This window comes from Bradyrhizobium sp. i1.15.2, from assembly GCF_040548425.1.
GTDB lineage: Bacteria > Pseudomonadota > Alphaproteobacteria > Rhizobiales > Xanthobacteraceae > Bradyrhizobium > Bradyrhizobium canariense.
The window spans coordinates 141,734-162,840 of record NZ_JBEPRQ010000001.1 but is presented as its reverse complement, the minus strand read 5'-3'; the positions used below and the strand labels follow the sequence as shown (position 1 = coordinate 162,840).

Here is a 21,107-nt window from a genome sequence, read left to right as displayed (position 1 = left end):
CACAAATCCCCGCGGCTCTCCACCAGGATATAAAAATGTCTGCTCAATCCAAAACGAAGCGGCCCGCCACGCTCATTCCAGGCGATGGTATCGGCCCCGAAATCGTGAAATCGGCCGTAGACATTCTCGAAGCGCTCGGCTCTCCATTCGAATGGGACATCCAGCAGGGGGGCCTGGCCGCGATCGAGGCAAGCCGTGATCCGCTGCCGCAGGCGACGCTGGACAGCATCCGACGCACGCGGCTCGCCCTGAAGGGCCCGCTGACGACGCCGGTGGGGGGAGGATTCCGCTCGATCAATGTTCGTCTGCGCGAAGAATTCGGCCTTTACGCCAATTTGCGGCCGGTTCGAAGCATGGTTCCCGGAGGACGATTCGACGACATCGATATCGTGCTGGTGCGAGAGAACCTCGGCGGCCTCTATGTCGCTTTCGAACACTACATCCCGATCGGGGACGATCCGCACGCGGTCGCCATTTCGACCGGGGTCAACACCCGCGAAGGATCGCGCAAGATCATCGAATTCGCATTCGACTACGCGCTCAAGAACGGTCGCAAGAAGGTGACCGTCGTGCACAAGGCCAACGTGCTGAAGGCGCTGACCGGCATCTTTCTCGAGGTCGGGCACGAGGTTGCAAAGAAGTACGAGGGCAGGGTCAAAATGGACGATCGCATCGTCGATGCCACGGCGATGCAGCTCGTCATGAATCCCTGGCAGTTCGACGTCATCGTCACCACCAATTTGTTCGGCGACATCCTGTCCGATCAGCTCGCCGGCCTGGTCGGCGGTCTCGGGATGGCTCCCGGTGCCAACATTGGACCGGATGCGGCGATCTTCGAGGCCGTGCACGGCTCGGCGCCGGATATCGCCGGCAAGGGAATCGCCAATCCGCTGGCTTTACTGCTGGCGGTCGGGCTGATGCTGGAGCACATTGATCAGCCTGATCTTGCAAACCGTCTTAGAGCGGCAATTGATCAGGTCCTGCGCAAGGACGGCGTTCGCACGCCCGATCTGGGCGGCAAGGCGTCCACTGGCGACTTCACGCAAAGCATCATCCGTCGATTGGGAGGGTAAGCAATGACCGCTATTGTTGCATCGCACGCGGCAATCCCCGCTGATAGCACGGCGCAAAAGCTCTCGCGTATCAAAGCGATCGTGGCAGCCTCATCGGGAAATCTTGTCGAGTGGTACGACTTTTATGCTTACGCATTTACCTCGATCTATTTCGCCGCCGCGTTCTTCCCGTCGGGCGACCAGACCAGCCAGTTGCTGGCGACGGCCGGCATTTTCGCCGTAGGGTTCTTCATGCGGCCGCTCGGTGGCTGGCTGTTCGGTTGGATCGCCGACGCGCATGGCCGCAAGAATTCGATGGTGCTGTCGGTGCTCCTGATGTGCGCCGGATCGCTGATGATCGGGATGCTACCCACGTACCAAACAATCGGCGCCGCAGCGCCGGCTTTGCTGCTGTTTGCGCGCATGGCGCAGGGCCTGTCGGTCGGCGGCGAGTATGGAACGGCGGCAACTTATATGAGCGAGATTGCCGGCAAGGGCAACCGCGGGTTCTATTCGTCCTTCCAGTATGTCACGCTCATCGGCGGGCAACTTCTCGCGCTCCTCGTGGTGGTGGTTCTGCAACAGACATTGTCCCTCGACGAGCTGAAGGAATGGGGCTGGCGAGTTCCGTTCCTGTTCGGAGCCGTCGCAGCGGTTGTGGCGTTGTATCTCCGCCGCTCGTTGCAGGAGACGGCGTCGGCCGAGACCATGCATCGCAAGGAGGCTGGTTCTCTCTCCGGTCTCTTGCGTCACAAGCGCGCGCTCCTGATCGTTCTCGCATTTACCATCGGCGGGTCGCTCTTCTTCTATACGTTCACGACCTACATGCAGAAGTTCCTTGTCAACAGCGTGAAGCTCGATGCCAAGGTGGTCAGCTCGATCATGACCGTGGCGCTGATCGCTTTCATGCTGCTGCAACCGGTGTTCGGGGCGCTCTCGGACCGGATTGGTCGCCGCAACAACATGCTTCTGTTCAGCGGATGCGCGACGCTCGCCGCGGTGCCGCTGTTGATGATGTTGTCCGGCACGACCAACGTCTATGCCGTTTTCGGCCTGATCATGGTCGGCCTCATGATTGCATGTTTCTACACCTCGATCAGCGGCGTCGTGAAGGCCGAGCTGTTTCCGCCCGAGGTGCGCGCGCTTGGGGTCGGGCTTCCTTACGCCATTGCAAATGCGATGTTCGGCGGAACCGCCGAATATGTTGCGTTGTCACTGAAATCGTCCGGATACGAAACGGTATTCTTCTGGTACGTCGCGGCGATGGCTTTCGTCGCCTTCATTGCCTCGCTCTGGATGCCAGATACGAGGACGCGAGGCTATCTCGAAGGCGATGGCCGGATCTGAATCGAACACCACGGGCTTCGTCCATGCGTGGGACGGTGTCTGCTGAGAAGTGAATTGAAAAAGGAGACGCGCTAATGCCGAAGGGGTCAGATCTATTGGTTGCCGCACTCGAGAACGAGGGCGTCGACCGAATTTTCGGCGTTCCCGGTGAAGAGAATCTCGATGTCGTGGAAAGCTTGCGCAACTCGTCGATCAAGCTGATCCTGACGCGCCACGAGCAGGGCGCGGCCTTCATGGCCGCGACTTATGGACGGCTGACCGGCAAGCCCGGCGTGTGCATCACCACGCTAGGCCCGGGCGCATTGAACCTGACGACTGGCGCCGCCTACGCGTTGCTCGGCGCCATGCCCATGATCATGCTCACGGGTCAGAAGGGCATCATGAGCAGCCGGCAGGCCAAATTCCAGATCGTCGACGTCGTTAGCGCATTCAAGCCGTTGACCAAGCTGTCGCTCCAGATCGTCAGCACAAGCGGCATTCCGACAATCGTTCGCGATGCCTTCCGGATCGCCATGGAAGAGCGTCCGGGTCCGGTTCTTCTGGAACTGCCCGAGGACATCGCGGGCGAGGAAGCCGAAGACGTCGCGATGGTGGCGCCGCATCCGATCGAGATCCCGGTCGCTCATCGCGCCTCGCTGGACCGCGCCGCCGACATGATCCTCAAGGCCAAGCGGCCCTTGATCATGCTCGGCGCTGCCGCGTCCCGGCCGCGCAGCACGGCTGGCATCGGCGGCTTCGTCCGCCGCACGAAAATTCCGTTCTTCACCACACAAATGGGCAAAGGAACGGTACCCGGCGGCAGCAATCTCTACATGGGAACGGCGGCGCTCAGCGAGCGCGATTACGTTCATGAAGCGGTCGACCGGGCCGATCTGATTATCGCCATTGGCCACGATACCATCGAAAAGCCGCCATTCATCATGGGCCCGAAAGGTCCTCAAGTCATCCACGTCAGCTACACGCCGGCCAACGTCGAGCGGGTCTACTTTCCGCAGTGCGAAGTGGTCGGCGATGTCGGGCCGAGCCTGGAGTTGCTGGCCGATCGCCTTGAGGGGCGGCTGCATCATGCCGGCGCGCTGTTGAGCCTGCGCGAAAGCATTTTGGCCCGGATCGGCGATCGCGCGACCGAGGAGCGCTGGCCCCCGACGCCGCAACGCATCGTGCACGATGTGCGAAAGGTCATCCCCGAAGACGGCGTCGTCGCGCTCGACAACGGGATGTACAAGATCTGGTTCGCCCGCAACTACCGCACCTATGTGGCGAACACGCTGCTGTTGGACAATGCCCTCGCGACAATGGGCGCCGGGCTGCCATCCGCCATGATGGCGGCGATGCTGCATCCGGAACGTCGCGTGCTCGCGGTCTGCGGCGACGGCGGCTTCATGATGAATTCGCAGGAGATGGAAACCGCGGTCCGCCTCAAGCTCAACCTCGTCGTGTTGATTCTGGAAGATTCGGCCTACGGCATGATCCGCTGGAAGCAGGCGGTAGATAGCTTCCCCGATTTTGGCCTGACGTTCGGCAATCCGGATTTCGTCAAATATGCCGAGAGCTACGGCGCCAAAGGCTCGCGGGTCGAAAGTACGGATTCATTGATTCCGACACTTGAAAACGCGTTCAAGGGCGGCGGTGTGCACCTCGTCGTGGTGCCGATCGACTACAGCGAGAATACACGCGTGCTCGTGGATGAACTTCGCGAGAAGCTGAAACAGGTTGTTGAGCCGACCGCGTGAGCCGTCGGCAAGGGTCAATTGATTGGCTGAGCTGAAATTGGCGCAGTCGCAAGCGCTGGCGATGGAGAGTGCAATGAGTGAGCAGATCAACGAGCAGGCCGAGAAGATGCGGGAAATGGCGCAGACCACGCTCGACAAGGCGAAAGAGGCTGTGTCGAAATACATAACGGAATCCCAGAAATTGAGAGAGAAGGCCGATTCCAGCGTTCGCTCAACCTATTCGGCGGCGAAGGAGATGAACGAAAGGGCAGTCGCGTTCGCCGAGGAAAATGTGGCTTCGGGCTTCGAGCTTGCGCAACGGCTGTTGCATGCCAAGGACCCGCAGGAAATGAGTGCGGTTTACCAAAGCCATCTCAAGGAGCAGATGGACAAAATGAACGCGCAGTTTCGCGAGCTTGCAAGTGCGATGAGCCCGCCGTCGACCGTTGACCTGAATAAGTAGGACCGCTCGCCTCAAAGCGACGATCGTATCGCTTGATAACAGGATGGTGCCTGCACGCGGTCGGAGTGCGGACGGTGCATCATTCGCTCAAGACAATCGCATCATGATGCGTCGGGAAGGGCTGCAAAGTGGGCGTAGACAAGTCGGATACCGCGCCGACCGCCATCCGTTCGTTGATGGGTGCGGGCGAAGGGCCGGTTAAACAGACCAGCCGTGCATCGCTGCGGTTGCTCGGCTCGGTCGGCGAACCGATCAATCCGGAGGCCTGGGATTGGTATCACCGCGTCGTCGGCGATGGACGTTGTCCGATCGTCGATACCTGGTGGCAGACCAAGACCGCTGGCATTCTGATCTCGCCGCTTTCCGGCGCGACCGCTTTGAAGCCAGGTTCGGCAACCCTGCCGTTCTTCGGGGTGATGCCGGAAGTTGTAGACGCAAATGGCGCCGTGCTGACCGGCGCGTGCGAAGGCAATCTCGTCATTGCCGATTCCTGGCCGGGCCAGATGCGCACGGTCTACGGCGATCACGAGCGCTTCATGCAAACCTATTTTGCGACCTATCCGGGCAAGTATTTCACAGGCGATGGCTGCCGGCGCGACGCCGACGGCTACTACTGGATCACCGGCCGCGTCGACGACGTGATCAACGTCTCCGGCCACCGCATGGGGACCGCCGAAGTCGAAAGCGCGCTGGTGGCACATCAGAAGGTTTCCGAAGCCGCTGTCGTCGGCTTTCCGCACGACATCAAGGGGCAGGGCATCTACGCTTACGTCACCTTGATGTCCGATGCGGAGCCATCCGGGGAATTGCGCAAGGAGCTGGTGGCCTGGGTCCGCAAGGAGATCGGACCAATCGCCGCACCCGATGTCATTCAGTTTGCGCCGGGCCTGCCCAAGACCCGCTCTGGAAAGATCATGCGTCGGATTTTGCGCAAGATCGCCGAGAACGAAGTTGGCGCGCTCGGCGACACCTCGACCCTAGCCGATCCCGCCGTGGTCGATGATCTCATCAAGAACTGCCATAGCCAAAAGACGGGGCCGAAATGAATATCGAGGCGATCTCGATCGGCGACAATCCTCCTGAAGACGTCAATGTCATCATCGAGGTCCCAATCGGCGGTGAACCGATCAAATACGAAATGAACAAGGCTGCGGGCGCGCTGTTCGTCGATCGCTTCCTGTATACGCCAATGCGCTATCCCGGAAATTATGGCTTCGTGCCGCACACGCTTTCGGATGATGGGGATCCGATCGACGTGCTCGTGGCCAACTCGCGGCCGATCGCTCCTGGTGCCGTGATCAATGTCCGGCCGATCGGCGTACTCAAGATGGACGACGAGGGCGGCGGCGACGAGAAGATCATCGCCGTGCCGATGCCAAAACTGACAATGCGCTACGCCCACGTCAACGGGATCGCCGACATGCCGCAGATCGCGATCGAGCAGATCCAGCACTTCTTTGAGCACTACAAGGATCTGGAGCCGGGAAAGTGGGTCAAGGTGGTCGGCTGGGGTGACAGTGCTGAAGCGCGCCGACTGATCGTCGAGGCAATCGCCCGGGCAAAGAGCTAAAACCGAGATATGGGCAAGGATATGAGACTGGTTCTGTTGGGGCCGCCAGGCGCAGGCAAGGGCACGCAGGCGACGAGGATCGTGACTCGATTTGCGATTCCGCAATTGTCGACCGGTGACATGCTGCGCCAGGCGGTCGCGGAAGGCACGGCTGCGGGATTGCGCGTCAAGCACATCATGGATCGCGGTGAACTTGTGCCCGACGATGTCGTGGTGTCCGTGATCGCCAACCGTATCGATCATTCCGACGCGGCAAACGGCTTTATCCTTGACGGCTTCCCGCGCACGGTCGCCCAGGCCGAAGCGCTCGATCGGGAACTGGCCAGTCGGGACATTAAGCTCGATGCGGTACTCGAGCTCAAGGTCGATGAAGATGCACTGCTCGACCGCATCAAGGGGCGCGCCGACGAGGCGGCAAGCCGAGGCGCGCCGGTGCGCCGCGACGATAATCCGGAGGTCTTCAAGACCCGGCTCGACGTTTATCGCGAGCAAACCGCGCCGGTCACGGAATACTACCGGTCGCAGGGACTGCTCAACATCGTCGACGGCTTGCAGCCGATTGACGCCGTGACCGAACAGCTCGCCGCGGCGCTTGCGGCAGTAACGTCCGATCAGATCAGGAGTGATGTCAGATGAAAGCCTTTACGTTCCAGGCACCGCCCAACATCCTGTTCGAGGCAGGCGCATCGAAGAAGTTGGCGGAGTTGGTCGCGGGATACGCGGCAAAACGTGTCCTGCTGGTGACCGACAAGGGTGTACGCAATGCCGGCCTGACGAAAAACGCCGAGGCTGGCCTGGTTGCCGGCGGCTGCGAACTGACAATATTCGAAGATGTGGAGGCGGATCCGCCGTCGCATATCATCGAGCGGGCGGTCGCACTTTGCCGTGACAAGGACATCGAGCTGGTTGCCTCGATTGGCGGCGGCAGCGCGCTCGATACCGCGAAGCTGGTGGCCTATCTGGCCAAGACGCCTGATCGCCTCGAAGATATCTACGGCGTCGGCCTTGCCAAGGGCGAACGCCTTCCGCTGCTGCTGGTGCCGACAACGGCCGGAACGGGCTCGGAGGTGACCCCGATCGCGATCGTCACCACGCCGACGACCGAGAAAAAGGGCGTCGTTGCGCCCCGCCTGCTTCCGGACTGGGCGATCCTTGATCCGGAGCTGACGCTCGGCCTGCCCGCGCATGTCACCGCGGCGACCGGCATCGACGCCATGGTCCATGCGATCGAAGCCTATACCAGCAAGCACCGGAAGAATCCGATGTCGGACCAGTTGGCGCGGCAGGCTCTCGCCCTGCTGTCGGCGAATGTCCGGACGGTCTGTGCGGACGGATCCAATCTCGAAGCGCGGTCGCAAATGCTGCTGGGTTCGATGCTGGCCGGCATGGCGTTCGCCAATTCCCCGGTGGCCGCCGTGCACGCGCTGGCCTATCCGATCGGCGCGCTGTTCCACGTGCCGCATGGCCTGTCGAATGCCCTGGTGCTGACCCAGGTGCTGCGCTTCAATTTGCCGGAGGCCGAAGGGCTATACGCCGAACTGGCGCCGATCGTCGATCCCAAGTCGGAAGGAATGAGTGTCAGCCAGCGGGCACGGCTGTTCGTCGATGCGATCGCGGCGATCTGCCGGGATTGCAACGTGCCGGCCTCGCTGGCCGATGTCGGCATCGCGAGGGGCGACCTGAAGAAGCTCGCCGAGGACGCGATGAAGCAGACGCGGCTTCTGGTCAACAATCCCAGGGAATTGAGCTTCGACGATGCGCTTGCGATCTACACCGAGGCGTTCGGCAACCGCGCGGCAGCCTGAACGGGCACAAAGAGTGAGCAGCATGAGCGAGAACGACAAATCGGCTTCCGTTGATTCCGATCCCGGCCTGGAATGGGCGAAGCTTTGGCAGACGATGGCCGAATCCTCGAACCGCATGGTCGAGGCGTGGTCAGGGTCGATGGCACCGTTCATGCTGGCGCGTCTGTCGGAGAAACCGGGTGGTTTTGGCGACGGCAACGAATTGTCGGCAGCGATCGAGCGAATGGCGCAGGGGCCGCGGCTTGCCGATTTCTGGGACATCGACCGGAAAATGGCGTTGGCCTTTGGCGCCTGGATCGAGATGCGTCAGCGGCTTGCGAGCTACAATGCGGTCGCTGCCGCGCCGTGGCCTGAAGCGTCGAAGCGGTTTTACGAGACGATGTCCGCAACGGCTAGCGGTGGCTCCCCGCATCCGGAGTGGCGCGAGGCGTTCGCCAAATGGAGCGAAATCTCCAACGAGGAACTGATCCGTAACCAGCGCACCGACGGGTTTTTGCAAGCTCAGAAAGAGCTACTCCAGGCGGGGCTCAAATTGCGGAGTCGGCAGGATGACGTAGCTGAAGCGGCGTCAGCCATGTTGGGCCTGCCGACTCGCAAGGATTTCGACGACGTGACGCGGCAATTGACCGAACTCCGCCGAGAAGTCCGTACGCTCGCCCGCCAGATCCGCGACCAGAAGAGCGAAGGCGCACGATGAGCGATCAAGAGGATCAGACCTTGCGCGTCGCCCGCGACATGGCGGCCAATGCCGAGAAAATGTTCAAGGCGGCACAGCTGATCGCCAATACGCGGGATGAAGACGTCGCCATCGGCACGACGCCGAAGCATCTCGTCATGCGCCGCGACAAGGTCGAGCTGTTCCATTACGAGCCGATGGCGGAAGCGACCGCGAAGACGCCCGTCCTTTTGGCCTACGGCCTGATCGGGCGGTATACCATGGCCGATTTACAGCCCGACCGTTCGCTGGTGCGCAGCCTGCTCTCAAAAGGGCTCGATCTCTGGCTGATCGACTGGGGCCAGCCGGGCCGAACCGAGCGATGGCTGAAAATTGATGATTACGTCGATGACTACATCGATGCCGCAGTCGACCGCATCGCGCAGGAAACCGGCCATGACAAGATCACGCTGCTCGGCATCTGCGAAGGCGGCGTCTTTACGACGTGCTACGCCGCTCTGCATCCGGAGAAGGTAAAAAATCTCGTCATCACCATCACCCCGATCGACTTCCATGCCGATGTCAAGGACAAGGCCGCGCACCACGGCTTCCTCAACCTCTGGACCCGCAGCCTCGATCCTGATGACATCGACAAGCTGGTCGATACCTACGGCGTGCTGCCGGGCGAGTTCATGAGCTCGGTATTCTCGATGATGACGCCGATGCGCTCATTGACGAAATACAATGTCGATCTCATCGACGTCGTCGATGACGAAGCGAAGTTCATGAATTTCCTGCGCATGGAAAAGTGGCTTGCGGGCCGTCCGCATCATCCTGGCGAAGCGGCAAAGCAGTGGCTGAAGGATCTCTACCAGGAGAACCGCCTGGTCGATGGCAGCTTTGAACTGTCCGGCCGTCGGGTCGATCTGAAGTCGATCACGGCTCCCGTGCTGAATGTTTTTGCGCTGGACGACCATATCATTCCGCCGGACTGCTCGCGTGCGCTCGGCGCGAAGATCGGCAGCACGGATTATACCGAAATTCCGCTGCCCGGCGGCCATGTCGGCCTGTTCGTCTCCAGCAAATCGCAGGGCAAGCTGAGCCAGAGCATTGCCGACTGGCTGGTCGCCCGCGACGCCAATCCCGGAAGTGAAGCCTGATGCGCAACAAGATCGTCGACGCCGCCGAGGCGGTGGCCATCATCCGTTCCGGTGACACCGTCGCCTCGTCCGGCTTCGTCGGCGTGGGAACGCCCGACGAGATCATCAAGGCGCTGGAGCGGCGCTTCGTGCAGACCGGAGAGCCGCGGGACCTTTCGTTGGTGTTCGCGGCGGCGCCGGGGGATGGCGCCGATCGCGGTCTCAACCGCCTGGCGCATCCCGGCCTGATCAAACGCCTGGTCGGCGGACATTTCGGCCTGGTTCCGAAGCTCGCACGGATGGCGGTCGACAATCACGTCGAGGCCTATAATCTGCCGCTCGGATGCGTATCGCATCTGTTTCGCGAAATTGCGGGGCGCAAGGCCGGGCTTCTCTCCAAGGTCGGGCTCGGCACCTTCGTCGATCCGGCCAATGGCGGCGGAAAGCTGAATGCGCGCACCACCGAAGAGCTGGTGCGGCTGATCGAAATCGATGGCGAACAATGGCTCTTCTACAAGGCATTTCCGATCAACGTTGCGATCATCAGAGGTACCACCGCCGACCACAACGGCAACATCTCGATGGAAAAAGAGGCCTTGACCCTCGACAATCTGGCGCTGGCAACGGCCGCCAAGAACTGCAAGGGGTTCGTCATCGCGCAGGTGGAGCGCATCGCCGCCTCCGGCTCGCTCAATCCGCGTCACGTCAAGATTCCGAGCGTCTTGATCGACTGCGTCGTCGTTGCGCAGCCCGAAAACCATGTCCAGACTTATGCCACTGGTTACAACGGCGCATTCTCGGGCGAATTGCGCGCGCCGGCCGATCGCAATGTTCCGATGGCGCTGGATAACCGCAAGATCATTGCGCGCCGCTGCGCCCTGGAATTGCCGATGGGCGGCGTGGTCAATCTCGGCATCGGCATGCCCGAGGGCGTTGCGTCGGTTGCCGCCGAAGAGAAGCTGTTCGACTTTGTGACGCTGACTGCCGAGCCCGGCATCATCGGCGGTATTCCGCAAGGCGGCCTCGATTTCGGTGCTTCGATCAATGCAGAATCGATCATCGATCAGAACCAGATGTTCGATTTCTACGACGGCGGCGGGCTCGATCTGGCCTGTCTCGGCATGGCTCAGGTCAATGGCCGCGGCGACGTCAACGTCAGCCTGTTCAATGGCCGCCTGGCCGGCGCCGGCGGCTTCATAAACATATCCCAGAATGCGCGCCGGCTGATCTTCGCAGGCACCTTTACCACCGCTGGGCTCAAGACGTCGGTCGTGGATGGTCAGCTCAAGATCCTCAGCGAAGGCAAGTCCTCGAAATTCGTCGGCAAGGTGGATCAGATCACGTTTTCGGGCCAGCTTGCCGCAACCAACAGGCAGCCCGTTCTCTATGTGACGGAGCGATGCGTGTTCCGCCTCACTCCCGAAGGTCTCGAACTGATCGAGATCGCGCCGGGTATCGATATGGAGCGCGACATTCTCGCGCTCATGGGCTTTCGGCCCATCATCCGCGCGCCGAAATCCATGGATGTTTCGCTGTTTAGCGAAGCGCTGATGCAGCTCGACGACCGGCTGCTCAACAGGCCGCTGGCGGAGCGGCTGTCGTACGATGCCGATCGCAACACGCTGTTTCTCGGACTTGACGGCTATCGGGTCCATAGAGATGCCGACGTCGAGGTAATCCGGGCGTCGATCCTCGAACTCTTCCATCGTGTCGGACGCCGGTTTTCCGCAGTCGTCAATTACGATTCGTCTTACATCGCTCCCGACATGGCGGAGAAATGGTTTTCAATGGCCGCCGAGGTCGAGCGGACCTGCTACGATCATGCCTCGCGCTACACCACCAGCGCATTCATGCGCCTGAAGCTCGGCGACGCGCTGGCCCGCCGCGACGTCGCGCCGCATATCTTCGAAACCTCGGCCGACGCCCACCGGTTTGTCGAATAGACCGATGGGGCTGAAATCCACCGAGTTGCGCCCCGCGGACTGGCCTGAAGGACGGCAGAGGGCGCCCGACCGCACCGGATCGGTGCGCGGGCTGACCCGGCGCAGCTTCCATCGCATCGCATTCACGGATTGGGGGCCCGCGCCCGCAGTGCGGCCGGTGCTCTGCGTCCATGGGTTGACCAGAAACGGCCGGGACTTCGATCACCTCGCCGCAGTTCTCGCAATGGCAGGGCGGCAGGTCGTCTGCCCGGACTTGCCGGGCCGCGGACAAAGCGAGCGGCTGCATGACAGCAGCGATTATGCGTTGCCGCAATATTGCAGCGACATGACCGTGCTGATGGCAGCGCTTGATGCAACGGAAATCGACTGGGTTGGAACGTCGCTGGGCGGCTTGATCGGGATGGTGCTGGCTGCCCTTCCGGGCAGTCCGATCCGTCGCATCGTCATCAACGATATTGGGCCTTATCTGCCCTGGACCGGATTGCTTCGCCTCGGCGCCAATCTCAACGATGCGCCAAGATTCTTTGAGACGATCGAACAGGCCGAAGGCTACTACCGGCGGGTTCTGGCTCCGTTCGGGCGATTGGAGGATGCGCACTGGCGGCATCTGACAACGCATAGTGTGGTCTGGAGCGCGGAGGGACGCTGTTTCAGGCCGCTGTGCGATCCGAATATCGCCCATGCCTTTCGAAATCCTTGGCACTACAGCGTCGATCTCTGGAAATACTGGGACGCGATCGACGTCCCCATTCTTGTGATACGCGGGCAGCAATCGGATTTGCTTTCAGAAGGCGTCCTCAAGGACATGATGCGGCGCAATCGCAATGTCCGCGTTCACACCGTCGCGGACTGCGGCCATGCGCCGGCCCTGATCGCTGACGAACAGATCGAGGTCGTGACACAGTTTCTGAGCGGCAACGACCCCACTTAACGCTGAGCGCTTCAGGTGTTGGCGGATGCCACGTCGGACATGTTGGTCTTCCGCGAGGAAACTTTCGGCCCGGTCGCGCCTGTATTCCGCTTCAAGACTGAAGAGGAAGCAATCAGGCTTGCGAACGATACCGAGTTCGCACTTGCGGCCTATTTCTACGGCCGCGATATCGGACGGGTCTGGCGCGTTGCCGAAGCGCTCGAGTACGGCATCGTCGGTATCAACGAAGGCCTGATCTCGACCGAGGTTGCACCGTTCGGCGGCAAGGAGAGCGGCAACGGCCGTGAGGGTTCGAGATACGGCATCGAGGACTATCTGGAAATCAAGTACCTCTGCATGGGTGGAATCCAGAGTTGTGCCACTTGAGCGGCTGCCGGCATCGCGGATCACGCAAGGGCGGCAAAATTCCCGTTTCCGGCCCTAGCTTGAGTGAGGAGCGAGCAGCCACCTAGGGAATTAGTCGCAACATTCAGCGGTCAGTTTTCTTCATTCGGAATATCAAAATTCGCGGCGAAAATTTTTCCGAGAATCCGGAATCGAGGCTGCCGAATAAGTCATTGTTATAATTTATATTCTAGACTTGGTGCCCCTGGCCGGAATCGAACCAGCACTCCTTGCGGAACTCGATTTTGAGTCGAGCGCGTCTACCAGTTCCGCCACAGGGGCCCTCGGTCGGCCCTAAGCAGGCGTCGCGAAGCCGGCGGACTATAGCCATGGACAAAGCGGGGTCAACCCGCGCCAAAGTGATCCCGGCCGTTCTCGACAGCCGCATGAGCCGGCGTTACAGCCTTGGAAAGCGACCCATCGAAAAGAGGCTGCCGTGACGACCCAGAGTGCCGCAATACCTGCATTCAAATCGGCGGCCACCAGCCCGGCTCTGACTGCCTCGCTCGCTGTGACCCTGATTGCGGCCGCCACGATCGCGGGCGCCTGGTTCTTCCAGCTCGTGCTCGGGATCGTGCCCTGTCCGCTCTGCCTGGAGCAGCGTTACGCCTATTACCTCGCGATCCCCCTCGGCCTGCTCATCGCACTCGCGGCGCGGGGCGGTGCGCCGAGGCCGCTGCTGCTCGCGGGCCTTGCGATCCTTGCGCTGGCGAGCCTCGCCAATGCCGGGCTCGGCTCCTATCACGCCGGCGTCGAATGGGGCTTTTGGAAGGGACCGACCGACTGCTCCGGTCCCGTCGTCAATCTCGGCAGCGCCACCGATCTGCTGTCGCGGCTCGACACCGTGAAGGTGGTCCGCTGCGACGAGGTGCAGTGGCGCTTCCTCGGCCTCTCGCTTGCCGGCTACAACGTGCTGATCTCGCTCCTGATGGCTGCGATCGCCGCATGGGGCTTCGTTGCGACGGCGAAGCGCTGAGGCTCAATCATCCACATCGTCCTGCGTCCGGCCGAACAGGTGCACGATGCCCGGCGTCGCGATCGTCACGAAGACGAAACGCGAGAGGTGATGTGCGCCGACGAAGATCGGGTCGATGTGCAGCGTCAGGGCCAGCGCCAGCATGGCGTCCATCGCGCCGGGGGCGTAGGCGACCACGACATCAGAGAATTTCACCTGCGTGGTGAGCGCCACGATGCCGACGAAGATCGCGGAGACGGCGATGGCGACGGCAAACGAGCCCAGCGCCGCGTTGATGTGGCCGGCGAGCGTCTTGATCCGCATCCGCGCGAAGCGGCTGCCGATCAGGGCGCCGATGCCGACCAGCGCCACGCCGCGTACCCAGTCCGGCAGGCCGCCCTCGACCCAGCCGGCGCCATGCAGCACGCTTGAGCCGATCATCGCACCGAACATCCAGCTCGCCGGAAACCTGATCAGCCGCAGGAGGAGTGCCGCGGCCAGCGAGGCCGCGACGAGTTCGACCAGGTCGAGCGGCGAGGCAATCGTCGTCGTCAGCGACGGCGCGACGGAGGGTGCGACGCCGGCGAACGCCAGCACCATGGGCAGTGCCGCGGTGAGGATGATGACGCGCATGGTCTGCACCACCGCGATGCCCGGCAGGTCGGCGCCGCGCTCGACCGCCAAGATCGTGATCTGCGACAGCGCGCCGGGGCTGCCGGCGAGGAAGGCCGAGGTGCGGTCCCAGCCGTGGATGCGCTGGAGATAATAGCTGGAGCCGAAGGTCGAGCAGAAGGTCGCGAGCGCGAGCAGCCCGATGGTGAGCGGATAGGCACTGACCTGTTGAAGCAGGTGGCGCGAGACGACTGATCCTAACGAAATGCCGAGCAGCACCAGCACGGTCTGAGTCAGGATCGGCGGCAGCGTCAGCTGGCGACCGGCGATCGCGGCGACCCCGACCGCGATCATGGAGCCCGAGATCAATCCCCCCGGAAGGCCCGCGAGCAGAAACACGAGGCCTCCGGCGGTGCCAATGACGAGCGTTTCCACCGTGCTCAAGATCTTGGCACGGCTCGGCCATTCGAACGGCAGGGAGGCGGTGATTTGCTTCACACCACCTTATCGCAAATCAGCGAGAGGCGCACAATTGCGGCCACGTCATGCCGCAATGCGCGCGCCTCTCGCCGAAGCCGCGAGCAGGGGGGAAGGACTTACTTCTTGTCCGCAGCCGGCGCGGCCATGCCGGCCTTGGCGGTCTTGATGCATTCGGAGCGGAATTTCTTGCGCTCCTTGCCGTGCAGGCCCTTGGCGTCGGCCTGCTTGGAGCATTCGAGCGACTCGGCCGAGTGCTCCTTCGGTGCCTTCTTGTCCATGGGGGCGGCGGTTGTGGTCTTGGTGTCGGTCTTTGCTGCCGGCGCGGCGGTCTGCGCGAAGGCAGTGCCGGTGGCGAGAAGGGAGGCGAGAGCGACGACGGCGAGGCGAGATGTGAAGGTCATGGTGCTGCACTCTTCTTGCGGGAATTGCGAAGGGCGCGAAAGTCGGCTGGCGTTGCTGAACGCGACATGAATAATTCGAACGTGGAGGGTCACTATATTTTGGCGGCAGCAGCCATCGCTTCCTTGTCGCGAGCGGGCAGCACGCTAGGATAGCAATCCTCGGTTCACTTCCCTCGGGGGAAGATCAAGGAGGAGACAAGGATGACCATTCAATCAAAGTTGCTGTGTGCAGTTGCGCTGTCGGGCTTTGCCGCGCTGGTGGCAAGTGCGCCGGCGCAGGCGCTGACCTCGCAGGAGTGCAGCGCGAAATACCAGGCCGCCAAGAAGGACGGCTCGCTCGGCACCACGAAGTGGAACGACTTCCGCAAGGCCCAGTGCGGCGCGGACGCGACGCCAGCGGCTGCGCCGACCGCGGCCGCTCCTGCTGCGCCCGCCGTTCCTGCCGAGCCGAAGCAGGCGAAGAAGGAGGCCGCCCCGGCTGCTGCGCCGACCCTGCCGGCCGGCCCCGCGATCTATCCGAACGCGGTCGATCCGAAATACGCCAAGGAGACCCCCGGCAAGGGGCGCCTGCACACCTGCGTCGACCAGTACAACGCCAACAAGACCACCAACGGCAATGGCGGCATGAAGTGGATCGAGAAGGGCGGCGGCTATTACAGCGAATGCAACAAGAAGCTGAAGGGCGCCGCCTGACGCTTCAAGACGACACAGAGGCCGGGGCCAAGCTCCGGCCTCTTGCTTAATCCAGTAGCTTCTCGGCCGACTTCGCCACGAGCTGCGATCGCTTGCGCGGGCCGCGCTCGACGAACAGCAGGCTCTGGCCGAAGATGAAGCAGTAGAACAGGAAGGCCTGCGCTTCGGCTGCCTCGGTATCGAGGCCGGTCGCGCGATAGAGTTCGGCGACGTGCTTCAGCCGCGCCGCGTCCACGTTCGCCACCGCTGTCGCGGCGCCCTCGTCCGAGCGGGCCCATTGCCGGATCGCAAGCTCGATTGCCATCCCGTCCGGATTGAGCCGCTCGGAATAGAGTTGGATCACCGCCCGCAGCCGTTCACGGGGGTCTTGGCCATCGAGGCTCGTCTGCTGCGCGATCGCCGTTGAGCGCCCCTCGCGCCAGCGTTCCAACATGGCACCGAGCAGCGCGGCACGGTCGGCGAAGCGGCGGTAGAAGCCGCCCTTGGTGACGCCGAGGTTCTTGGCGAGCACCTCGACCCGCACCCCCTCGACCCCCGATCGGGCGAGCTCGGTGAGCCCTGCCTCGACCCAGACATCGCCTTTGCCGTCACTCATGCGGGAAGCCTCGCCGATTCTTGATACGGTGCCGTATTGCTAACGCGGGAGGAGGTTGATACGCTACCGTATCAATAACCAAAGGTGGGAAAGAGCCAGGGAGAATTGCGATGGAGCAGGAGGCGACCTATCGCGGCACGGTCTATCCGTGGCAGTGCGATCACGTCGGCCACATGAACATCATGTGGTATGTCGGCAAGTTCGACGAAGCCAACTGGAATCTGTTCGCCCGCCTCGGGCTCACGCCGAGCTACCTGCGCGGCTCCGGCCGCGGCATGGCCGCCGTGCAGCAGAACATCACCTACAAGCGCGAGCTGCTCGCCGGCGACATCGTCGAGATCCGCAGTCACCTGCTCGAGATCCGCGACAAATCGATCCGCTTCCGGCACGACATGACCAATGCCGAGACCGGCGAGATCGCCGCGTTGTGCGAGATCACGGGCGTGCACATGGACCGCAGCCTGCGTAAATCTGTGCCGTTCACGGATGCCATTCGCGAGCTCGCTTTGAGGCATCTCGCCGAGCCCGCGGAGGCCTGAGCCATGGCCGCATACGAGCCGAAGAACCCGGGTTATCGCGCGGCTGCCATCGCCATGTTCGACGGCCAGCCGGCGATGCACACGCTCGGCATCGTGATCGTCCGCCTTGCGCCGGGCGAGGCTGAACTCGCCATGCTGCATTCGCCGGCCCTCACACAGCAGAACGGCTTTGTCCACGCCGGCATCATCACCGCAGGGCTCGACAACGCCTGTGGTGTCGCTGCCTTCACCTTGATGCCGCGCGAGGCCGATATCCTCACCGTCGAGTTCAAGACCACGCTGCTCGCGCCGGCACGGGGCGAGCGTTTCGTCTTCAAGGCAGAGGTGGTCAAGCCCGGCCGCACGCTGACCTTTTGCGAGGCGAAGGCGTTTGCCGAGCACGAGGGCAAGGTCACGTTGATCGCCACGATGACCGGGACGCTGATGGCGATGCTGCCGCGCGTTGCCGCTTCGCACGAACCGCGCACGCCCGCTGCATAGCGGTGATTGACAAGGCGGCCGGCGCATCCCTTGATGCCAAAATCATGCTTGCAAGTCTTGGTCTCATTCTGCTCTGCCAGTTGATCGGCGAAGCCATCGTGCGCAGCCTCGGCTTGCCGATGCCGGGCCCGGTACTCGGCCTATTGCTGCTCCTCATTCTGCTGCTCGCGCGCGACCGCTTTGCGCTTCTCGCGCGCGGGCCGCTGCGCGATGACGGTGTCGAGACGGCGAGCAAGGGTCTGTTGGCGCATCTGTCGCTGCTGTTCGTGCCGGCCGGGGTCGGCGTCGTGCAGAAGCTCGATCTGCTCGCGTCCCACGGCATCGCCATCATTCTGGTGCTCGCGCTGTCGGTGGTCGTCACGCTGCTCGCAACCGTACTCACCTTCCGCCTCGTCAGCCGCCTGTTGAGGCAACAGGACGCGCGATGAAGGACAATCCGTTCTCGCTCTGGGTCTATCTCTCGCAGTCGCCGCTGCTTTGGTTGACTGTGACGCTGCTGGTCTATGCCGGCACGGACGCGGTGTCGCTGGCGACGCGGCGCCATCCGCTCGCCAATCCCGTGCTGCATGCGATGTGGATCGTCGGCGCCTTCCTGCTGCTAACCGGCACCTCCTACACGACCTATTTCGCCGGCGCGCAGTTCGTACATTTCCTCTTGGGGCCCGCGACGGTCGCGCTGGCCGTTCCCCTCTACGAGAACCGCAAGCGCGTCCTCGCCTCGATCGCGCCGATGCTGGTGGCGCTGGTCGCGGGATCGGTCACGGCCGTGGTGTCCGTGGTGTTGCTGGCCGAGCTCGCCGGTCTGCCGCGCGACGTGGTTTTGTCGCTCGCGCCGAAATCCGTCACGGCCGGCGTTGCCATGGGCATCGCCGAATCCCTGCACGCCGATCCCTCGCTGGCCGCGGTTGCAGTCATCCTGACCGGGATCATGGGCGCGATCATCGTGACGCCGTTGATGAACCGCACTGGGATCAGCGATTTCCGCGCCCGCGGCTTTGCCGCCGGCCTTGCCGCGCACGGGATCGGGACCGCGCGAGCGTTCCAGGTCGACGAGATCGCCGGCGTCTTCTCCGGGATCGCCATGAGCCTGAACGCTTTGGTGACCTCCTTCCTGGTACCCTTGGCGGTCACGCTGCTGGTGCGATGACATCGGCTCTGCGACACTCTATATGAGCTGTAACAACTCCCAGCCTCGAACCGTATCGACGGAGATGGGACCGAAATGGAACGAGATATGGCTGGATTCAGGAACAAGGGCCTTGTGCCGACGCGGCGCGCGGCGCTGACGCTGATCGGGGTGGGTGCCCTTGTCGCGGGTGGGGTCACCGCGGCACGCGCGGCGACCGACGAAGACGAGGTGCTGACCGAAGCCAAGGTGCTGCGCGACCCAGATGTTCCCGTCGCCGGCAATCCCGACGGGAATATCAGCATCATCGAATGGTCCGACTATAACTGCCCCTATTGCCGCAAGCTCGAGCCCGAGTTGCGTCAGGTCATCCAGGACGACGGCAAGGTCAGGCTGGTGATGAAGGACTGGCCGATCCTCGGGCCGGTTTCGGTCACGGCGGCGCGGACCGCGCTCGCGGCGAAATTCCAGGACAAATACCACCAGGCCCATGACGCCATGATGGGCGTCAGCTCGCGCCTGACCGATCCACGCATCAACGAGTTGCTCGCGGCCGCCGGCGTCGACATGGATCGGTTGACGCGCGATCTCGGAGACCACGCCAAGGACATCGACGCCGTGCTCAAGCGCAACAACGAGCAGGCTGAAGCCTTCGGTTTCCGCGGCACCCCGTCCTTCATCGTCGGCAAGTACCGCGTGCCGGGCGTGCTCAGCATGAACGAGTTCGAGCAGGTTATCGCCGACGCCCGCAAGGCCAAGATGAACTGAGCCGAGCGATATTCACCGCATACGAAGGCGCCGCCGCGGACCCGCGACGGCGCCTCATTTCATTCATGATACCACGTCGTTACTTCGAGGAGATGCGGACCCAATCTTTGTGCGCGCGATCGCGCAGCGCTTCCCAATCGGCCTTTGCGACATCCCAGTTTACGATGGTGCGATTGGTCGTCGCAACCTCGCCATTAGCAACCGACGACGTCTGCATGGAGTCATAGACATACACGCTGCAGGCAAGCAGCAGCGCGCCCAAAATCATTCCAAGAAACATCCGCATGGCGAAACCTCCGATGACGGGCGATAACGTCGGCCCGGAATGATAGTTCCGCGGCAGTACGGCGCAGGTAAGGACGATCCGTTCACGCTTCATTCAGCCACTGCACCAGCTCCGCGTTGATCTCGCGAGGATAGGTGTGGCTGAGGTCGTCGATCTCGCGATAGGTGACATTCGCGCCGGCGGCGGCGAGGGCCGCCTGCGTTTGCCGCGCGGTCTGTACCGGAAACATCCAGTCGAGCTTGCCGTGTGCGATGAAGATCGGCAGGCGCTGCAGGCGTGTGGCGTCAGCCATCTCCGCCATCAGCGGATGGAAGGTGGCCGACACCGGCGCGAGATGCGTGAAGGGCGAGGCGCCGTCGAGCCCGGTGACGTAGCAGAAGGTGCCGCCGTCGCTCATGCCTGTCAGCAGCATGCGCGAGGCGTCGACGGTCCAGCGGCTGCGCACCGTATCGAGAATGCGCATGAAGTTGGGCGTGTCGGAATCGTCGCCCATCAGGGCCCAGGTCGGGCCGGTCGCGGTCGGCGCCACCAGGATCGCACCAAGACTGCGGGCATCGCGCAGCCAGCTCCACAGAAAGCCGCGGCCATTGCCGCTGCCGCCATGCAACGCCATCACCAGCGGCATGGCGCGATCGGGAGTGTAATATTCGGGCACGTAGACCGAAAAGCCACCGCGGCTGCCGGGCTCGTTGTCATCGTGGATGATGCCGGTGTGCGCGTCCGCGCCGGCTTCGAGTCGCGACAACAGGTCGGCATTCTCGCGATTGGCGGAGTTGAGGAAGAAGCTGCTCACGGGCGGAAACTGCACGGCCAGCGGATAGAGTGCCTCCTGCGCGCGCGGGACGTGGCGCAGCGCGCGGAAGACCGCGACGAGATCGCCGTTGCCACGCTCGACCTCGCGCAGGCCGGTAAAGGCGGCGAGCGTCTCGTCGCAGGCCCGATCGAGCCGCTCGCGCAGTCCGGCGAACTGTTCCGGCCATTCTCCGATTGCCGCGCGCACCGTTTGCAACGCCTCGTCGGGAGCGCCGATCGCGTTCATCACCGAGCCGAAGGCCGGCGGGTGCAGGTTGCGCTGAAAGAAGGCGAGCGCCTCCAGCGCATTGAGCAGCGGCGGCAGCACGGCCACGATATCGTCAACGACGGCCTCGCTCATCGTCGTTTCCTTGCTTCA

23 protein-coding genes, 1 tRNA gene and 2 pseudogenes are annotated in these 21,107 nt (G+C 62.7%); 20 read left to right on the top strand and 6 right to left on the bottom strand.

Annotation, left to right across the window (positions count from 1 at the left end):
• Nucleotides 1-35 precede the first annotated feature (35 nt).
• The 13 genes and pseudogenes from ABIB80_RS00820 to ABIB80_RS00760 all read left to right on the top strand — a co-directional run.
• On the top strand, nt 36-1,073 hold the full coding sequence (locus ABIB80_RS00820; protein ID WP_007597446.1) for an isocitrate/isopropylmalate dehydrogenase family protein: 1,038 nt from the start codon (nt 36-38) through the stop codon (nt 1,071-1,073).
• Between the two features lie 3 nt (nt 1,074-1,076).
• A complete protein-coding gene (locus ABIB80_RS00815) occupies nt 1,077-2,399 on the top strand; it encodes an MFS family transporter (RefSeq protein WP_007597444.1) in 1,323 nt (440 codons plus the stop codon).
• A gap of 74 nt (nt 2,400-2,473) precedes the next feature.
• Nucleotides 2,474-4,132 (top strand): acetolactate synthase large subunit, encoded by a 1,659-nt coding sequence (locus tag ABIB80_RS00810; protein WP_007597442.1) that lies wholly within the window; start codon nt 2,474-2,476, stop codon nt 4,130-4,132.
• Nucleotides 4,133-4,205: 73 nt separating this feature from the next.
• The gene (locus ABIB80_RS00805) at nt 4,206-4,574 is read left to right on the top strand and encodes a phasin family protein (protein WP_007597440.1); all 369 of its coding nucleotides are present in this window, start codon (nt 4,206-4,208) and stop codon (nt 4,572-4,574) included.
• 149 nt (nt 4,575-4,723) lie between these two features.
• Nucleotides 4,724-5,620: pseudogene (locus tag ABIB80_RS00800) on the top strand (AMP-binding enzyme); the annotation flags it as partial.
• Nucleotides 5,617-6,144, top strand: a complete 528-nt coding sequence (ppa, locus tag ABIB80_RS00795; protein WP_219680565.1) for an inorganic diphosphatase — start codon at nt 5,617-5,619, stop codon at nt 6,142-6,144. The pseudogene ABIB80_RS00800 and the gene ppa, both read left to right, overlap by 4 nt.
• 21 nt (nt 6,145-6,165) lie before the next feature.
• On the top strand, nt 6,166-6,780 hold the full coding sequence (locus ABIB80_RS00790; protein ID WP_035995301.1) for an adenylate kinase: 615 nt from the start codon (nt 6,166-6,168) through the stop codon (nt 6,778-6,780).
• On the top strand, nt 6,777-7,949 hold the full coding sequence (locus ABIB80_RS00785; RefSeq protein WP_354126855.1) for an iron-containing alcohol dehydrogenase: 1,173 nt from the start codon (nt 6,777-6,779) through the stop codon (nt 7,947-7,949). Before ABIB80_RS00790 ends, ABIB80_RS00785 begins: the two co-directional genes overlap by 4 nt.
• A 22-nt stretch (nt 7,950-7,971) precedes the next feature.
• The gene (locus tag ABIB80_RS00780; protein ID WP_219680562.1) at nt 7,972-8,646 is read left to right on the top strand and encodes a poly(R)-hydroxyalkanoic acid synthase subunit PhaE; all 675 of its coding nucleotides are present in this window, start codon (nt 7,972-7,974) and stop codon (nt 8,644-8,646) included.
• Complete coding sequence (gene phaC / locus ABIB80_RS00775) at nt 8,643-9,764, top strand: class III poly(R)-hydroxyalkanoic acid synthase subunit PhaC (protein WP_354126854.1); 1,122 nt, start codon at nt 8,643-8,645, stop codon at nt 9,762-9,764. Before ABIB80_RS00780 ends, phaC begins: the two co-directional genes overlap by 4 nt.
• On the top strand, nt 9,764-11,686 hold the full coding sequence (locus ABIB80_RS00770; RefSeq protein WP_354126853.1) for an acyl CoA:acetate/3-ketoacid CoA transferase: 1,923 nt from the start codon (nt 9,764-9,766) through the stop codon (nt 11,684-11,686). The genes phaC and ABIB80_RS00770 overlap by 1 nt, the downstream gene beginning before the upstream one ends.
• A 148-nt stretch (nt 11,687-11,834) precedes the next feature.
• A complete protein-coding gene (locus ABIB80_RS00765) occupies nt 11,835-12,617 on the top strand; it encodes an alpha/beta fold hydrolase (protein WP_354126852.1) in 783 nt (260 codons plus the stop codon).
• 15 nt (nt 12,618-12,632) lie between these two features.
• A pseudogene (locus tag ABIB80_RS00760) lies at nt 12,633-12,983 on the top strand (aldehyde dehydrogenase family protein); the annotation flags it as partial.
• A 215-nt stretch (nt 12,984-13,198) separates the two neighbouring features.
• Here ABIB80_RS00760 and ABIB80_RS00755 read toward each other — a convergent pair.
• Nucleotides 13,199-13,283 (bottom strand) — tRNA-Leu (locus ABIB80_RS00755).
• Between the two features lie 154 nt (nt 13,284-13,437).
• Here ABIB80_RS00755 and ABIB80_RS00750 point away from each other — a divergent pair.
• Entirely contained in the window at nt 13,438-13,977 is a 540-nt protein-coding gene (locus ABIB80_RS00750) for a disulfide bond formation protein B (RefSeq protein ID WP_007597428.1), read from the top strand.
• Between the two features lie 3 nt (nt 13,978-13,980).
• Here ABIB80_RS00750 and ABIB80_RS00745 read toward each other — a convergent pair whose 3' ends face one another.
• Nucleotides 13,981-15,066 (bottom strand): AbrB family transcriptional regulator, encoded by a 1,086-nt coding sequence (locus tag ABIB80_RS00745; protein ID WP_007597426.1) that lies wholly within the window; start codon nt 15,064-15,066, stop codon nt 13,981-13,983.
• Nucleotides 15,067-15,164: 98 nt separating this feature from the next.
• A complete protein-coding gene (locus tag ABIB80_RS00740; RefSeq protein WP_007597424.1) occupies nt 15,165-15,449 on the bottom strand; it encodes a PsiF family protein in 285 nt (94 codons plus the stop codon).
• Nucleotides 15,450-15,650: 201 nt separating this feature from the next.
• Here ABIB80_RS00740 and ABIB80_RS00735 point away from each other — a divergent pair, with 201 nt between their 5' ends.
• Nucleotides 15,651-16,142 carry a hypothetical protein gene (locus tag ABIB80_RS00735; RefSeq protein WP_007597423.1) on the top strand — a complete coding sequence of 164 codons (492 nt, stop codon included), beginning with the start codon at nt 15,651-15,653 and terminating at the stop codon, nt 16,140-16,142.
• Between the two features lie 46 nt (nt 16,143-16,188).
• Here the strand turns inward: ABIB80_RS00735 and ABIB80_RS00730 are convergent, their stop codons facing one another.
• Complete coding sequence (locus ABIB80_RS00730) at nt 16,189-16,737, bottom strand: TetR/AcrR family transcriptional regulator (protein ID WP_007597422.1); 549 nt, start codon at nt 16,735-16,737, stop codon at nt 16,189-16,191.
• Between the two features lie 110 nt (nt 16,738-16,847).
• Here ABIB80_RS00730 and ABIB80_RS00725 point away from each other — a divergent pair, with 110 nt between their 5' ends.
• The 5 genes from ABIB80_RS00725 (at nt 16,848) to ABIB80_RS00705 (ending at nt 19,650) form a co-directional block, all read left to right on the top strand.
• The gene (locus ABIB80_RS00725; protein ID WP_007597421.1) at nt 16,848-17,276 is read left to right on the top strand and encodes an acyl-CoA thioesterase; all 429 of its coding nucleotides are present in this window, start codon (nt 16,848-16,850) and stop codon (nt 17,274-17,276) included.
• A 3-nt stretch (nt 17,277-17,279) separates the two neighbouring features.
• On the top strand, nt 17,280-17,756 hold the full coding sequence (locus tag ABIB80_RS00720; RefSeq protein ID WP_007597420.1) for a PaaI family thioesterase: 477 nt from the start codon (nt 17,280-17,282) through the stop codon (nt 17,754-17,756).
• Nucleotides 17,757-17,800: 44 nt separating this feature from the next.
• A complete protein-coding gene (locus tag ABIB80_RS00715; protein ID WP_007597419.1) occupies nt 17,801-18,184 on the top strand; it encodes a CidA/LrgA family protein in 384 nt (127 codons plus the stop codon).
• Nucleotides 18,181-18,903, top strand: a complete 723-nt coding sequence (locus tag ABIB80_RS00710; protein ID WP_354126851.1) for an LrgB family protein — start codon at nt 18,181-18,183, stop codon at nt 18,901-18,903. The genes ABIB80_RS00715 and ABIB80_RS00710 overlap by 4 nt, the downstream gene beginning before the upstream one ends.
• An 87-nt stretch (nt 18,904-18,990) precedes the next feature.
• Nucleotides 18,991-19,650: a DsbA family protein gene (locus ABIB80_RS00705; RefSeq protein WP_354126850.1), complete on the top strand. Its 660-nt coding sequence runs from the start codon at nt 18,991-18,993 to the stop codon at nt 19,648-19,650.
• A 79-nt stretch (nt 19,651-19,729) separates the two neighbouring features.
• Here ABIB80_RS00705 and ABIB80_RS00700 read toward each other — a convergent pair whose 3' ends face one another.
• Together ABIB80_RS00700 and ABIB80_RS00695 are read right to left on the bottom strand one after the other, a co-directional pair.
• A complete protein-coding gene (locus tag ABIB80_RS00700; protein WP_007597407.1) occupies nt 19,730-19,936 on the bottom strand; it encodes a hypothetical protein in 207 nt (68 codons plus the stop codon).
• Nucleotides 19,937-20,018: 82 nt separating this feature from the next.
• Nucleotides 20,019-21,089 (bottom strand): phospholipase, encoded by a 1,071-nt coding sequence (locus tag ABIB80_RS00695; RefSeq protein WP_354126849.1) that lies wholly within the window; start codon nt 21,087-21,089, stop codon nt 20,019-20,021.
• Nucleotides 21,090-21,107 lie beyond the last annotated feature (18 nt).